The following is a 15,075-nucleotide window of genomic DNA, read 5'->3' on the forward strand; positions in this document are numbered from 1 at the left end:
CATGCCCTAGCCGGTGTGCGACTGCGCGGCGCTGAGATCGCCCACCTTGTCGCCTGCCAGGAATTCCCGCATCGCCGTGGCGCTGAGCGGCTCGTACAGGTGCGGCCCGCGCACGGCACTGATCCCCAGCTCGGCCAGCCTGCGCATCTGCTCGGCGCTCTCCACGCCCTCCGCGGACACCCGGATGCCGCGTTCCAACGGGCGGGCGAGGAAGTCGTGCAGGCCTCGCATGGTGGCACTGGCCTCGACCGGGTAGTCGATCGCCACCAACTCCGCCATCGACTGGGCCAGCACCAGGTCGTGGATGGTCAGATCCTCGGTGAGGACGTCGAACTGAGCCGGATGGGCGATGAGCAGTCCGATGCGCACCCCGAGCTGGCTGAGCAGCTCGAGCGATTCGAGCACGTCGCCGCGCGGATCATCGACGCTGGACGCCTTGGTCAGCAGGCACAGCGAGCTGGCAGGTAGCTCGTGCTGCTCCAGTGCGGAACGCACCATGCCCACCAGATCCTGGTCGATGGCCAGACGGGCGGGCAGCCGCACACCGATGTCCGGCAGGTGCGTCCCCAGCTCGCTGCGCCACCGCGCCAGCGACGCCACCGCCTCGTCGATCATCCAGCGTCCGATCGGCACCGTCATGCCGGTCTGATCGGCCATCGGCACGAAGTCCGACGGCCCGAGCCTGCCGTCCTCGGGGTGGTTCCACACCATCTCGCCGTAGATCAACGCCAGCTCGCCGCTGCCGTCCGGCCGCACGGTCGGGGTGTAGAGCAGCTCGAACTCGCCGGTCTCCAGTGCGCCACCGAGCATCGCGCCGCGCTTGGCGAGGTGGCGCTCACGCCGATCGGCCTCCCCGTCGAACATCATCCACTGCGCGCGCCCAGCCGCTTTCGCCCGATGCACGGTGATCTCGGCGGCGCGTACCAGGTCCGCGGCGGTGCCGTTGCCGACGTTGCGCACCACGATGCCGACGCTGGCGCTCAGTGCGATGCCGCTGCCGTCGAAGTACACCGGCTCGGCCAGTTCCTGCTGCGCCTGCTCGGCCAGCTGGGCCAGCCCCTGACCGGTGAACGAGCCGCGCAGCAGGACGCCGAACCGGTCGCCGATCATCCGGCCGATCACGGCATCGACCGGGAAGATCTCGCGCAGCTTCGTCGCCATGTGCTGCAACAGCTGATCACCGACCTCGGTGCCGAAGCCGTCGTTGATCAGCCGGAATCCGTCGATGTCGAACACCACCAGCGCGAGCTGGGGATGGGTGCGGTCGACCATCGCGGCTTNCAGCTTGCCGTGGAAGCTCGCGGCGTTCGGCAGACCGGTCAGCGGGTCGTGCACGTTCTGGTGGTGCAGGCGCTCCTGCAGCAGGTGCAGGTCGCTAACGTCCCGGACCATGATCGCGGGGTAGCGCCGCGACGGGTCGTCGCTGGGCAGCGTGATCACGCTGACGTCGGCGTGTACCGGGCCCTCGGTCGCATGCTCCATGACGGCGCCGACGTGCCTGCCGGTCGCCGACCGCGTGTCGGGGTCGGAGAGCAGGGCACGCACCATGGCCGCGTCGCCCTGCCCGGTGATCAGATCGACGAACGGCGTGCCGCGCAGCTCCGCGGGGTCCACTCCGAGGAATGCGCCCAGCGCGGGATTGGCTTCGACGATGACGCCGTCGGCGTCGGTCAGCGCGATCCCGAACGGGGCGGCTGTGAAGAGGGCGACGAACCGATCCGTGGCCGGGGTCGCCGAGCCTGGCGGGTCACCAGGAGAAGTCAAGGAAGCACCTCGTGTGCACTCGTCGGGGCTGACACGCGGGCCCCGAACCCCGCGCGTCCGCATGGTCTGGGAAGGGTTCTGACAGTAAACAACCGGCCACCCGTTGCGATCAAGCGGGCAGGCCACCGACGGTAGAACTGGTCGGGCAAATCACCTGAATGTCGCCCGATTCGAGTAGTGCCGTTCACCCGGTGTTCGGTCGGCGAGCACGCTCCGCGTGCGGCCGCTTCGGGGTCGCGGACGCTCACCGGCGGTGCAGCCGGACCGGAAGGCCGTCGGCGGCGACCGGGAGCGCGGTGTGGTCCCAGCGCAGCTGGTAGGAGGCGGGAAGCCGCCAGTGATACCGCATCAGCATGGCGTGCAGCAGGGCCTTCACCTCGTAGGTCCCGAAGTGCATGCCGATGCACTTGTGCGCGCCACCGCCGAACGGCACCCAGGCGAACCGATGCGAGCGGTCCTCCCGGCGGGGCTCGGCGAACCGCATCGGATCGAATGTCATCGGGTCGGTCCAATATTCGCTCAAGTAGTGATTGAGCATCGGGGAGACCGCGACGAGCGTGCCGCCCGGCACGTAGTGACCGACCAGCTCGGTGTCCCGCACCGTCTTGCGCATCAAGCTGGGCACCGGGGCGACCAGCCGCAAGGATTCCTTGATCACCAGATCCAGCGTGGTCAGCGAATCCAGCTCGGCGAGGCCGAGCGGCCCCTCGCCCACCGCGAGCGACTCCTCGCGGGCCTTGTCCTGCCACTCCGGATGCTTGCCGAGGTAGTAGGCGGCGGACGTGGTGGTGATGGTCGACGTGTCGTGCGCGGCCATCATCAAAAAGATCATGTGGTTGATGACGTCCTCGTCGGAAAAACGTGCTCCGTCCTCGTCCGTGGCGTGACACAGCGCGGAGAACAGGTCCGACGAATCGGCGGCTCGCTTCGCGGGCAAGCGCTCGGCGAAGTACCGCTCGAGCAGCGCGCGCCCGCGGAGGCCGGCCCGCCAGCGGCCGCCGGGCACCGGAATGCGCACGAACGACGTGCTCGCCCGCACCGAATCGACGAATGCCTTGTTGATGGCCTTCGACGCGCTGTCCGGGGCGTCCATGAACACACGCTGCGCGACGTCGAGGGTGAGCTGTTTGAGCGCCCAGAACAGCTCGACGGGCCGATCGGTCGGCAGCGCGGCGACTTTGTGGTTCACCACCGGTCCGAACTGTTCGGCGTAGCCGGCGAGGCGTTCGCGGGTGAACGCCTGGTTCATGATCCGGCGGTGCAGCAGATGCTCGTCGAAGTCGAGCAACATCAGGCCACGGTGGAAGAACTTGTCGATCAGATAGGCCCAGCCTTCCTGCGAGAAGGCCTTGTCCTTGTTCACCAGCACGGCCTGGGTGGCGTCCGGGCCCAACGCCGACACCACCCGTTGGCCGAGCATGCCGCCCCATGAGACCGGCCCGAACCGCCGGTAGCGGGGGAGCCCGAAGTCCAGCGTGTGGCGCATCTGGGCGAGGGTGTGCCCGAGGAACGGCAGGCCGAAGTCGCCCATCACCGGGCGCAGGCCGCTGCCTGCCGGTGGCGGCGCCAGTGGGCTGGGGGAGGAGCTCCGGTCGAGCAGTTTGCGGTCGATCACCCGCGGTATCTTGATCGTCGCCAGCGTCGGTTTGTGCTGCCGAAGGACCACGACGGCCTCCCTACCGCGTAGCTATACGAGCGTCTAATCACGGTCCATCGGAGCCGCTCGAGGTGTCAAGACACCAAAGAGGTAACGCTGAAACAATCATGCGTGCTTGATTTTTGCCGGGGTGGGTGCCAGGCTGGCCGCATGGTTGACGTGGCCACGATCGTGAGCGATTTCGAGGCCGAGTCCGCTGAGCTGGACGAGGTCGTGGCCGGCCTGACGGCGCAGGAGTGGGCGTTGGAGACGCCTGCCGTCGGCTGGACGATCACGCACCAGATCGCCCACTTGGCCTGGACCGACGAGGTCGCCGTGCTGGCCGCCACCGATCCGGAGCGTTTCACCTCCTACGCCGAGGAGTCCATGAAGGACGTGGCGACCTACGCCGACGAGACCGCGCGGGAAGCGGCCAAGGCACCACCGGACGAGGTGCTGGCGCGCTGGCGGGCGAGCCGCAAGCGCCTGGCCGACGCGCTGGTCGCCGTTCCGGCCGGGCAGAAGTTGCCGTGGTTCGGTCCACCGATGAGTGCCGCATCGATGGCCACCGCCCGGATCATGGAGACCTGGGCGCACGGGCAAGACGTGGTCGACGCGCTGGGCATCGAGCGCGAGCCGACCGGGCGCATCCGGCACGTCGCCCACCTCGCCGTGCGGACCCGCGACTTCGCGTACATGATCAACGGGCTCACCCCGCCCACCGAGCCGTTCCGGGTCGAGCTGACCGGGCCCGGCGGCGAGCTGTGGACCTGGGGGCCGGAAGAAGCCACGCAGCGGGTCACCGGAGCGGCGCTGGACTTCGCGCTGCTGGCCACCCAGCGCCGTCACCGCGACGACTGCGACGTGCGGGCCGAAGGCGTCGAGGCGCAGCGGTGGCTGGAGATCGCCCAGGCATTCGCCGGCCCGCCCGGCAACGGACGGCAACCGGGGCAGTTCACATGAGTGTTCGCGAGCCTGCCCGGATCGGCAACGCCTCCGGCTTCTACGGCGACCGGTTCGCGGCGATGCAGGAGCAACTCACCGGTGGTGAGCTGGACTACCTGACCGGTGACTACCTGGCCGAGCTGACCATGCTCATCCTCGGCCGTGACCTGATGAAGGACCCCAGCAGGGGCTACGCCAAAACGTTCTTGCACCAGCTACGGGAGAACCTCGCGCTGGCGATCGACAGGGGCGTGAAGATCGTCGTCAACGCGGGCGGGCTGAACCCGGCAGGCTTGGCCGACGCGGTCCGCGCGCTGGCCGGCGAGCTGCAGGTCGACGCCGCGGTCGCCCACGTCGAAGGCGACGATCTGCGAGCCCGCGCGGACGAGCTCGGATTCGGCAAACCCTTGACCGCGAACGCCTACCTCGGCGCGTGGGGGATCGCCGAATGCCTGCGAGCGGGAGCGGACGTGGTGATCACCGGCCGGGTCACCGACGCATCGCTGGTCGTCGGCCCGGCGGCGGCCCACCACGGCTGGCGCCGCGAGGACTACGACGCACTGGCCGGCGCCGTCGTGGCAGGTCACGTCGTCGAGTGCGGCGCGCAGGCCACCGGTGGCAACTACGCGTTCTTCCAGGACCGCGCGGAGGTGCCGGACCTGAGGCATCCGGGCTTCCCGATCGCCGAGGTGCACGCCGACGGCTCGAGCGTCATCACCAAGCACCCAGGGACCGGGGGAGCGGTCACCGTCGGCACCGTGACCGCTCAGCTGCTGTACGAGATCGCCGGCGCCCGCTACGCAGGCCCGGACGTGACCACGCGGTTCGACACCATCCAGGTGGACAGCGAAGGTCAGGACCGGGTGCGGATCAGTGGCGTTCGCGGCGAGCCGCCACCGCCGGAGCTGAAAGTCTGCCTGAACACGCTCGGCGGTCACCGCAACGCGATGACGTTCGTGCTCACCGGCCTGGACATCGAGGCGAAGGCAGCGCTGGTACGCGAGCAGATGGAACACCTGCTGGAGAAGGCGCCACCCGCCGAGGTGCGCTGGACCCTGGCGCGCACGGACAAGGCGGACGCGGCCACCGAGGAGGAAGCCAGCGCGCTGCTGCACTGCGTGGTCAAGGATTCCGACCCGGAACGAGTGGGCCGCGCGTTCAGCGGAGCCGCCGTGGAACTGGCCTTGGCCAGCTACCCGGGCTTTCACGTCACGGCACCACCCGGCAACGGCAGCCCCTACGGCGTCTACCGTCCCGCGTATGTCGAGGCGGGCAAGGTGCCGCACGTCGCCGTCTTGCCCGATGGATCCCGCGTCGACATCGCACCGGCCGGGCAGACGCAGCCGCTGGAGGACGTCCCGGAGCCCGAGCTTCCTGAGCCACTGCCGGAGCAGCCGCATCGACGCGCACCACTCGGCCTGGTGGCCGGGGCGCGCAGCGGCGACAAGGGCGGCGATGCCAACGTCGGAGTCTGGGTGCGCAGCGATGCCGCCTGGCGGTGGCTGGCGAACACGCTGACCGTTGAGGAGTTCCGACGGCTGTTGCCCGAAACCGCCGACCTGCCGGTACGCAGGTACCTGCTGCCGAACCTGCGTGCGATGAACTTCGTGGTCAGCGGCCTGCTCGGGCAAGGGGTCGCCTCGCAGGCCCGGTTCGACCCGCAAGCCAAGGCGCTCGGTGAGTGGTTGCGCAGCAGGCACGTCGACATTCCGGAGGAATTGTTGTGACAGGCCAGTTCGACACCCCGGAGCGCAAAGCGCTGCGGGACATGACGGCGAAGTTCGCCGAGGAGCACATCCTGCCGTTCCAAGACCAGTGGGAGCGCGACGGCCAGCTGCCCCGCGAGCTGCACCGCAAGGCCGCCGACGTGGGCCTGCTCGGTGTGCCCTTCCCGGAAGAGGTCGGTGGCGGTGGCGGCGACATCATCGACGCGATGGTGGTCGCCGAGGAGCTCGGCTATCGCGGCGTCGCGGGCGGTGTCCAGGCTTCGCTGTTCACGCACAGCATCGCCGTCCCGCACATCGCGGCCGCGGGTGATCCCGATCAGATCGAGCGGTGGGTACGGCCGACGCTCGCCGGGGAGAAGATCGGCTCGCTGGCCATCACCGAACCAGATGGCGGGTCCGACGTGGCCAACCTCCGCACCACGGCCCGCCGCGACGGCGACCACTACGTCGTCAACGGCGCCAAGACCTACATCACCTCCGGCGTGCGCGCGGACTTCGTCACCACGGCTGTCCGCACCGGTGAACCAGGGGCGCACGGCATCTCGTTGCTGGTCATCGAGAAGGGCACGCCCGGGTTCACCGTCAGCCGCAAGCTGGAGAAGATGGGCTGGCTGTCGTCGGACACCGCGGAGCTGTCGTTCGACGACTGCCGCGTCCCGGCGGAGAACTTGGTCGGGGAAGAGAACACCGGCTTCATGCAGATCGCGCAGCACTTCGTCACGGAGCGACTGTCGATCGCCGTCCAGGCGTACTCGGCGGCGCAGCGGTGTCTCGACCTGACCGTGCAGTGGTGTCGTGACCGGTCGACGTTCGGGCGGCCGTTGATCAGCAGGCAGACTGTGCAACACCGGTTGACCGAGATGGCTCGTCGCGTCGACGTCGCTCGCGTCTACACGCGTGACCTGGCGGAGCGCTACGCAGCGGGGGAGAACGTGCTGGTGCAGGTGGCCTTCGCCAAGAACACCGCGGTGGAGGCCGGGGAATGGGTGGCCAACGAGGCGGTGCAGTTGCACGGCGGCATGGGCTACATGCGGGAGTCCGAGGTCGAGCGGCAGTACCGCGACATGCGCATCCTCGGCATCGGCGGCGGCACCAACGAGATCATGCTGCAGCTGGCCGGAAAACTGCTGGGGTACTCGGCATGACCGTACTGACCTCGAAGGTGGACACCCGCAGCGACGAGTTTGCGGCGAACCGGGACGCGATGCTGGCCAAGCTCGACGAACTGGCCGCCGAACACGCCAAGGCCGTCGCCGGTGGCGGCGAGAAATACGTCGAACGCCACCGCAAACGCGGCAAGCTGCTCGCCCGCGAACGCATCGAGCTGCTGCTCGACGAGGACTCGCCGTTCATGGAGCTGTCCCCGCTTGCCGCGTGGGGCAGCGACTTCACCGTCGGCGGGAGCGTGGTGACCGGCGTCGGCGTGGTGGAAGGCGTGGAATGCATGATCATCGCCTCCGACCCGACGGTGAAGGGCGGCACGTCGAACCCGTACACGCTGCGGAAGTCGTTCCGGGCCGCGGACATCGCGGCACAGAACAACCTGCCGACCATCAACCTGGTCGAATCCGGCGGCGCGGACCTGCCCACGCAGAAGGACATCTTCATCCCCGGCGGGCGGATCTTCCGCGACATCACCCGCGCCTCGGCCGAGCGGCGACCGACCGTGGCGCTGGTGTTCGGCAACTCCACCGCAGGCGGCGCCTACCTGCCGGGTATGTCGGACTACGTGGTGATGGTCAAGGAGCGCGCCAAGGTGTTCCTCGGCGGGCCGCCGCTGGTCAAGATGGCCACCGGCGAGGAGTCGGACGACGAGTCGCTGGGCGGCGCGGAGATGCACGCCCGCCAGTCGGGACTCGCCGACTACCTTGCCGTCGACGAGCAGGACGCCATCCGACTCGGCCGTCGCATCATCGCCCGGCTCAACTGGCGCAAGCAGGGTCCGACACCCAAACCGGACTACGCCGAGCCGCTGGCCGATCCGGAGGACCTGCTCGGCATCGTGCCCTCGGACCTGAAAGTGCCGTTCGATCCGCGCGAGGTGATCGCCCGCGTGGTCGACGGCTCGGAGTTCGACGAGTTCAAGCCGCTGTACGGTTCGTCGCTGGTGACCGGCTGGGCGGACGTGCACGGCTACCCGGTCGGCATCCTGGCGAACGCGCAAGGCGTGCTCTTCAGTGAGGAGTCGCAGAAGGCCGCGCAGTTCATCCAGCTGGCCAACCAGACCGACACCCCGCTGATCTTCCTGCACAACACCACCGGCTACATGGTCGGCAGCCAGTACGAGCAGGGCGGGATCATCAAGCACGGCGCGCAGATGATCAACGCGGTGTCGAACTCGAAGGTCCCGCACATCTCCATCCTGATGGGCGCCTCCTACGGCGCGGGCCACTACGGCATGTGCGGCCGCGCCTACGACCCGCGCTTCCTGTTCGCGTGGCCGTCGGCGAAATCGGCGGTGATGGGTGCCCAGCAGCTGGCCGGCGTGCTGTCGATCGTGGCCCGCGCCGCCGCGGAGAACCGCGGCCAGCCGTACGACGAGGAGCACGACAAAGCGATGCGGGCGATGGTCGAGGGCCAGATCGAGGCCGAGTCGATGCCCATGTTCCTGTCCGGGCTGCTCTACGACGACGGGATCATCGATCCCCGCGACACCCGGACCGTGCTGGGCATGAGCCTGTCGGTGATCCACAACGCGCCGGTGAAGGGGGCGGACGGCTTTGGCGTCTTCCGGATGTGAGCTGACCTCGGTGCTGGTGGCCAACCGGGGCGAGATCGCCCGCCGGGTGTTCCGCAGCTGCCGGGATCTCGGGCTGTCCACCGTGGCGGTGTACTCCGACGCCGACGCGGGACTGCCGCACGTGCGGGAAGCCGACGCCGCGGTCCGGTTGCCGGGCAACACACCGGCGGAGACCTATCTCCGCCCGGACGCCGTGATCGACGCCGCGCGAGCGGCCGGAGCGGACGCGATCCATCCCGGTTACGGGTTCCTGTCGGAGAATGCCGACTTCGCGCGCGCGGTGCGACAGGCAGGACTGACCTGGATCGGGCCGGACCCGGACGCGATCGCCGCCATGGGGTCGAAGGTGCAAGCCAAGCGGCTGGTCGCGGACGCCGATGTGCCGGTGCTCTCCGAACTCGACCCGGAGACGGTGACCGAGGACGACTTGCCGGTGCTGGTGAAGGCCTCGGCAGGTGGCGGTGGCCGCGGCATGCGGGTCGTCACGGACCTGGCCGCGTTGCCGGACGCGATCAAGGCCGCCGAAGCGGAAGCGGGCTCGGCGTTCGGCGACTCGACGGTGTTCTGCGAGCGCTACTTGGCGGCCGGCAGGCACATCGAGGTGCAGGTCCTGGCCGATGAGCACGGCACGGTGTGGGCCGTCGGCGAACGCGAGTGCTCGATCCAGCGACGCCACCAGAAGGTCGTCGAGGAGGCGCCGTCCCCGCTGGTCGACGCGGCGTTGCGGGATCAGCTGTACGAGGCGGCCAGGGCCGCGGCCAAGTCGATCGGCTACGTGGGTGCGGGCACGGTCGAGTTCCTGGCCGCCGAGCGCCAGGGACGGGTGGAGTTCTACTTCCTGGAGATGAACACCCGCCTGCAGGTCGAGCACCCCGTGACCGAAGCGACCACGGGCCTGGATCTGGTGGCCTGGCAGCTGCGCATCGCACGGGGCGAGCGCCTGCCCGCCGAACCGCCGGCCACCCGCGGTCACGCCATCGAGGTCCGGCTGTACGCCGAGCACCCCGCGCGCGACTGGCAGCCGCAGAGCGGCACACTGCATCGCTTGTCGGTGCCCGGCGCCGTGGAGTTCACCAACCCCGCCGGTGCGGGAGTTCGGCTGGACTCCGGCTTCGCCGGCGGCGAGCAGGTCGGCGTGCACTACGACCCGATGCTGGCCAAACTCATCGCCGTCGCACCGAGCCGCGAGGAAGCCGCCGCCCGGCTCGCCGGCGCGTTGACCAGGGCCCGGATCCACGGCCTGACCACCAACCGCGACCTGCTCGTCCGGGTGCTGCGACACCCGGCGTTCCTGGCGGGCGAGACCGACACCGCCTTCTTCACCAAGCACGACCTGGCCGCGCTGGCCGAACCGCTGGCCGGACCGGACGCGCGCCGTCTGTCGGCCCTGGCGGCCGCGCTGGCCGATGCCGCTCAGAACCGGCGCGACGCTCGAGTTCTCGGTCGGTTGCCCAGCGGATGGCGGACCGTCCCGTCGCAGCCGCAGCGCAAGACCTACACCGACGGCGAACAGGACATCGAGGTCACGTATCGGTGGGGCAGGCACGGCCTGGAGGACCTCGGCGAGCTGGCCGACGGCCGACGCATCGAAGCGGTGTCGGCCGAGCCGCACGAGGTGGTGCTGGTCGTCGACGGCGTCCGGCGCACCTTCTCGATCGCGCACTATCCGGACGGTCTGGTGTGCGTCGATTCACCGCTCGGGTCGGTGACCTTGCGCCGCCGGCCTCGGTTCGCCGACCCGGAGCACGCCGTACCGCCGGGCTCCCTGCTGGCACCCATGCCGGGATCCGTGCTGCGGGTCGCGGTGACCGAGGGGGAGAGCGTCACCGCAGGTCAGCCGCTGCTGTGGCTGGAAGCGATGAAGATGGAGCACCAGATTTCCGCTCCGCACGACGGAGTGGTGACCGAATTGCACGTCGCACCGGGCGAACAAGTCGACGTCGGCACGACCCTCGCGGTCGTGGCGGAAGCCGAACAGGAAGGGGCGGACACGTGAGTTTCGTCGAGAGCGAGGAGCGCCAGGCGCTGCGGGCCGCCGCGTTCGAACTGGCCAGCAAGTACGGGCACGAGTACACGCTCAAGCAGGCGCGCTCGGGCGGGAAGACGGACGAGATGTGGGCCGAGGCGGGCAAGCTCGGCTACCTGGGCGTCGCGGTGCCGGAGGAATACGGCGGTGGCGGCGGTGGCATCGGCGACCTGGCCGCCGTGCTGGAGGAGTTCTGCGCCGCCGGCGTGCCGCAACTGCTGATGGTCGTCTCCCCGGCCATCTGCGCCACGGTCATCGCCCGGTACGGCACCGAGGAGCAGAAGCAGCGGTGGCTGCCGCGGTTCGCCACCGGCGAGCTGAAGATGGCGTTCGCCATCACCGAGCCGGACGCCGGCTCGAACTCGCACCGGATCACCACCACGGCACGCCGCGACGGCAGCGACTGGGTGCTCAACGGCCAGAAGGTGTTCATCTCCGGCGTCGACGAGGCGGAAGCGGTCCTGGTGGTCGGCCGCACCGAGGACGCGCGGACCGGCAAGCTGCAGCCCGCGCTGTTCGTGGTGCCGACGGACACGCCAGGCTTTGTGGCGCGCAAGATCGAGATGGACATCATCTCCCCGGACTGGCAGTTCGAGATCTTCCTCGACGACGTGCGGCTGCCGTCGGACGCGTTGATCGGGGAGAGCACCGAAACCGCGCTGCTGCAGCTGTTCGCCGGGCTCAACCCCGAGCGGATCATGGGCGCGTCGTTCTCCGTCGGCATCGGCAGGCTGGCGCTGAAGGCCGCCGTGGACTATGCGGGTACCCGCAAGGTGTGGGACGTCCCGATCGGCGCCCACCAGGCGATCCAGCACCCGCTGGCCCAGGCGAAGGTCGAGATCGAGCTGGCCAAGCTGATGACGCAGAAGGCCGCCTATTTGTACGACTCGGGTGACGACATGGGGGCAGGCGAGGCGGCCAACATGGCCAAGTACGCCGCCGCGGAGGCGGCCGTGCATGCCGTCGACGCCGCGGTACACACCCACGGCGGCAACGGACTGACCGCGGAGTACGGGCTGGCCTCGCTGATCACCGCGACGCGCGTCGGACGCATCGCGCCGGTGAGCCGAGAGATGATTCTCAACTTCGTCGCGCAGCACTCGCTCGGCCTGCCAAAGTCGTACTGATCGTCCTCGACCGCGCGAAGGAGCGTGCCCATGACGTCAGCGAAATCCCTGTCCGGCAAGACGTTGCTGATCTCCGGCGGTAGCCGTGGCATCGGTGAGGCCATCGCGGTGCGCGCGGCCCAGGACGGCGCGAACGTGGCACTGATCGCCAAGACCGCCGAACCGCACCCGAAGCTGCCGGGCACCATCTACACCGCGGCCGAGGCCATCGAGAAGGCAGGCGGCAAGGCGCTGCCGATCGTCGGCGACATCCGCAACGACGAGGTGGTCGAATCGGCGGTGGCGCAGACGGTCGAGCGCTTCGGCGGGATCGACATCGTGGTGAACAATGCCAGCGCGATCAACCTGGCGCGCACCGACCAGATCCCGATGAAGGCCTACGACCTGATGCAGGACATCAACTGCCGCGGTGCGTTCCTGCTGTCCAAGGCCAGCATCGAGCACCTGCGCAAGTCGGCGTCGGAAGGCCGTAACCCGCATATCCTGACGTTGTCCCCGCCGATCAGCACCGACCCGAAATGGTTCGGCATGATCGGCACGGCCTACACCATCGCCAAGTTCGGCATGAGCCTGGTGACGCTGGGCCTGTCGGAGGAGCTGCGGGCGGACGGCATCGCCGCCAACTCGCTGTGGCCGCGCACCACGATCGACACCGCCGCGGTGCGTAACATCTTGTCCGACATGGCCGCGACGTCGCGTACCCCGCAGATCATGGCCGACGCCGCGCACGCGATCCTGACCAAACCGTCGACCGAGGTCACCGGGCAGTTCTTCATCGACGACGAGGTGCTGCGCGCGGAGGGCGTCACCGACTTCGCGCAGTACCGGCTGTGCGAGCGCGAGGAAGACCTGTCCCCGGACCTGTGGGTCGACCCACCCACGAAGTCGTGACGTGACCAGAGTTCGCGAACCCCAGCAAGAGCGCAGCATCCAGACGCGGCGCCGGCTGCTGGAGGCTGCCGTCGCCGCGCTGGGCGAGCTGGGCTGGTCCGGCACGACCGTGGCGGTCGTCGCCGAGCGTGCGGGCGTCTCGCGGGGCGCGGCGCAGCACCACTTCCCGACCAGAGAGGATCTGGTCAACGCGGCGATCACGTACGTGTCGGAGGCGCAGCACGAGGACCTCGAACGGCGCGCGGCCGCCCTGCCCACCGGCCCGGGCAGGCGCCGCGCGGTCATCGAGATGCTGCTCAACCTCTACGCCCAGCCGTCCTTCGTCGCTGCGTTGCACCTGTGGGTCGCGGCCTCCACCGACGACCAGCTGGCGGCCAGGATCAAGCCGCTCGAGCGCGAGGTGGGCCGCCGCGCGCACGTGAAGGCGGTCGAGTTGTTGGGGGTCGACGAGTCCCGGCCGGGGGTGCGCGAAACCGTGCAGGCCACGCTCGACCTGGCCCGCGGACTGGGGCTGGCGAACCTGCTGACCGACGACACCGCACGCCGGGCCCGCATCGTGCGGCAGTGGACGGCGATGGTGGAAGCGGAGCTGTACGGCGGCGAAACGACTGAGCAACGCGGAAAGTAGGTTCTGGCGGTGGGTGTACCTTCGGCACCCCGGACGAGTTGCTGAACGCGGTGGGCGAGCAGCTCGGCACCAGTGAGTGGCTCGACATCACCCAGGACCAGGTCGACCGGTTCGCCGACGCGACCGGCGATCACCAGTGGATCCACGTCGACCCGGAGCGGGCCGCGCATGGCGCGTTCGGTGGCACCATCGCCCATGGCTACCTGACGTTGTCTCTGCTGCCGGTGCTGTCGCGCCAGCTGTACCGGGTGGAGAACATCCGCATGGTGGTCACTACGGCTTGAACAAGGTGCGCTTCCCCGCGCCGGTACCGGTCGGGGCGCGGATCAGGGCGTCCGCGACGCTGTCGGAAGCCAAGCCCGTAGACGGCGGTGTGCAGGCTGAGCCGACCACGACCGTCGAGCTGGACAGCCAGCTTGTCTGGCGGTCAACCTGGTGCGGATCTACCGCTGACGGTCAGATCCAGCCGTTCCGGCAGGCGTAGACGGCCAGCTGGAAGCGGTTGACCACGCCCGCGCGGGTGGTCAGGTTCTCCAGGTTGCGCGACAGCGTCCTGCGGCTGATGCCGAGCAGCTCGGCGATCGCGTTGTCGGTGATCCCGCTGGCCAGCAGCTCGATGATCTTGCGCTCGATGGGCCGCAGCGAGGACGGCTCCTTGGTGCCCAGGTGCATCGGCAGCGCCGAGCGCCACGACGTCTCGAACAGCCCGATGAGCGCGTCGAGCAGGCTGGACTGCCGGATCACCAGCGACGAGCGGCTGATCTCGGCGTTGGAGTCGGTGAGCGCGACCATGGCGACCTGGCCGTCGAAGATGCTGAGCTTGACCGGCACCTCCGGCAGCACCCTCGCCTGCTCACCCGCGGCGATGCACGGCTGGATGTTCTGCGCGTAGTAGTCCGGTTGCTGCACGGCGGCGCGGGCGTACACGCAGCGATAGCGCACACCGCGCTTGAGGTTCTCCACCTCGATGTCGTTCGGGCCACGCTGGGTGCTGTACGGCGGGGAGTCGAAACGCAGCACCTCGGTGGTGGCGGCGGCTTCCTCCAACTGCACGCGCTCGGCGATGTGCGGAGCGGAGATGACCTCGACCAGATCGTCCGGCGACTGTTGCCACACGGTGCGCCGGTACACCCGGTAGGCATTGGCTGCGGCCAGCTCCGCCGCCTTGACCTCGGCCTCTCTCGCCCTGGCCAGGCGCTGCAGTCCGGTGGTGGGTTCGATGGGCGCGACGTCGTCGACGTTGGTCATGCCCACCATGCCGAACCGGGTCAGCGACTCGACCTGCTCGGCGACCTGCTCGGCGGTGAGGCCGAGCTCGTCCGCCAGGGCCTGATGCGACATCGGCCCCTTGTCGAGCAACAGCAGATACATCTCAGTCTCCGCCGCAGGCAGGCCGAGACGCTGCAAATGCTCCGGGAGCTGCTCGTCAGCCATGCACCTCACCACGCGTAGCGGGTCCGATGCGGCAAATACTACGTGGTGCGGCAAGCATGCGGATATCGCCCCGGCGGCGTGCCGCCGTCGGAGCTGGTGGGCGCGGGTGGTTCCGGTGCGGGCCCTGCTGGGTACCTGTCTACCTCCGGCTCGGCCG

General features: G+C 69.3%; 11 protein-coding genes and 1 pseudogene. 9 read left to right on the forward strand and 3 right to left on the reverse strand.

Translation table 11 applies throughout. The features are described from left to right. Window positions 1-6 precede the first annotated feature (6 nt). Both YWM_RS21785 and YWM_RS0102075 read right to left on the reverse strand, forming a co-directional pair. Window positions 7-1,827: a diguanylate cyclase domain-containing protein gene (locus tag YWM_RS21785; RefSeq protein ID WP_043659092.1), complete on the reverse strand. Its 1,821-nt coding sequence runs from the start codon at window positions 1,825-1,827 to the stop codon at window positions 7-9. A gap of 181 nt (window positions 1,828-2,008) precedes the next feature. Continuing rightward, complete coding sequence (locus YWM_RS0102075) at window positions 2,009-3,430, reverse strand: cytochrome P450 (protein ID WP_028849314.1); 1,422 nt, start codon at window positions 3,428-3,430, stop codon at window positions 2,009-2,011. Between the two features lie 141 nt (window positions 3,431-3,571). On the opposite strand from YWM_RS0102075, the gene YWM_RS0102080 reads away from it, so the two are divergent. From YWM_RS0102080 to YWM_RS21790, 9 genes and pseudogenes are all read left to right on the forward strand, one after another. Beyond that, window positions 3,572-4,363 (forward strand): TIGR03084 family metal-binding protein, encoded by a 792-nt coding sequence (locus tag YWM_RS0102080; RefSeq protein WP_028849315.1) that lies wholly within the window; start codon window positions 3,572-3,574, stop codon window positions 4,361-4,363. After that, complete coding sequence (locus YWM_RS0102085) at window positions 4,360-6,072, forward strand: acyclic terpene utilization AtuA family protein (RefSeq protein ID WP_028849316.1); 1,713 nt, start codon at window positions 4,360-4,362, stop codon at window positions 6,070-6,072. Before YWM_RS0102080 ends, YWM_RS0102085 begins: the two co-directional genes overlap by 4 nt. Beyond that, on the forward strand, window positions 6,069-7,217 hold the full coding sequence (locus tag YWM_RS0102090; protein ID WP_028849317.1) for an acyl-CoA dehydrogenase family protein: 1,149 nt from the start codon (window positions 6,069-6,071) through the stop codon (window positions 7,215-7,217). The genes YWM_RS0102085 and YWM_RS0102090 overlap by 4 nt, the downstream gene beginning before the upstream one ends. After that, window positions 7,214-8,812: an acyl-CoA carboxylase subunit beta gene (locus tag YWM_RS0102095; RefSeq protein WP_028849318.1), complete on the forward strand. Its 1,599-nt coding sequence runs from the start codon at window positions 7,214-7,216 to the stop codon at window positions 8,810-8,812. The genes YWM_RS0102090 and YWM_RS0102095 overlap by 4 nt, the downstream gene beginning before the upstream one ends. Next, window positions 8,793-10,808, forward strand: coding sequence for an acetyl/propionyl/methylcrotonyl-CoA carboxylase subunit alpha (locus tag YWM_RS0102100; RefSeq protein WP_028849319.1), 2,016 nt, complete (start codon window positions 8,793-8,795; stop codon window positions 10,806-10,808). The genes YWM_RS0102095 and YWM_RS0102100 overlap by 20 nt, the downstream gene beginning before the upstream one ends. Then, a complete protein-coding gene (locus YWM_RS0102105; protein WP_028849320.1) occupies window positions 10,805-11,965 on the forward strand; it encodes an acyl-CoA dehydrogenase family protein in 1,161 nt (386 codons plus the stop codon). The genes YWM_RS0102100 and YWM_RS0102105 overlap by 4 nt, the downstream gene beginning before the upstream one ends. A gap of 30 nt (window positions 11,966-11,995) precedes the next feature. After that, a complete protein-coding gene (locus YWM_RS0102110; RefSeq protein WP_043659095.1) occupies window positions 11,996-12,856 on the forward strand; it encodes an SDR family oxidoreductase in 861 nt (286 codons plus the stop codon). 1 nt (window position 12,857) lies between these two features. Continuing rightward, the gene (locus tag YWM_RS0102115) at window positions 12,858-13,484 is read left to right on the forward strand and encodes a TetR/AcrR family transcriptional regulator (protein ID WP_028849322.1); all 627 of its coding nucleotides are present in this window, start codon (window positions 12,858-12,860) and stop codon (window positions 13,482-13,484) included. A gap of 38 nt (window positions 13,485-13,522) precedes the next feature. Then, a pseudogene (locus tag YWM_RS21790) lies at window positions 13,523-13,968 on the forward strand (MaoC family dehydratase). Here YWM_RS21790 and YWM_RS0102125 read toward each other — a convergent pair. After that, window positions 13,941-14,918, reverse strand: coding sequence for a helix-turn-helix transcriptional regulator (locus YWM_RS0102125; protein WP_028849323.1), 978 nt, complete (start codon window positions 14,916-14,918; stop codon window positions 13,941-13,943). The pseudogene YWM_RS21790 and the gene YWM_RS0102125 overlap by 28 nt on opposite strands. Between the last annotated feature and the right edge of the window lie 157 nt (window positions 14,919-15,075).

The sequence above is a fragment of the Thermocrispum municipale DSM 44069 genome (assembly GCF_000427825.1).
GTDB classification, from domain to species: domain Bacteria; phylum Actinomycetota; class Actinomycetes; order Mycobacteriales; family Pseudonocardiaceae; genus Thermocrispum; species Thermocrispum municipale.

What these genes read in the sequence shown, in the direction of transcription:
- YWM_RS0102080 (WP_028849315.1), top strand. Translation starts at nt 3,572, where the DNA reads ATGGTTGACGTGGCCACGATCGTGAGCGATTTCGAGGCCGAGTCCGCT.
- YWM_RS0102085 (WP_028849316.1), top strand. Translation starts at nt 4,360, where the DNA reads ATGAGTGTTCGCGAGCCTGCCCGGATCGGCAACGCCTCCGGCTTCTAC.
- YWM_RS0102095 (WP_028849318.1), top strand. Translation starts at nt 7,214, where the DNA reads ATGACCGTACTGACCTCGAAGGTGGACACCCGCAGCGACGAGTTTGCG.
- YWM_RS0102110 (WP_043659095.1), top strand. Translation starts at nt 11,996, where the DNA reads ATGACGTCAGCGAAATCCCTGTCCGGCAAGACGTTGCTGATCTCCGGC.
- YWM_RS0102125 (WP_028849323.1), bottom strand. Translation starts at nt 14,918, where the DNA reads ATGGCTGACGAGCAGCTCCCGGAGCATTTGCAGCGTCTCGGCCTGCCT.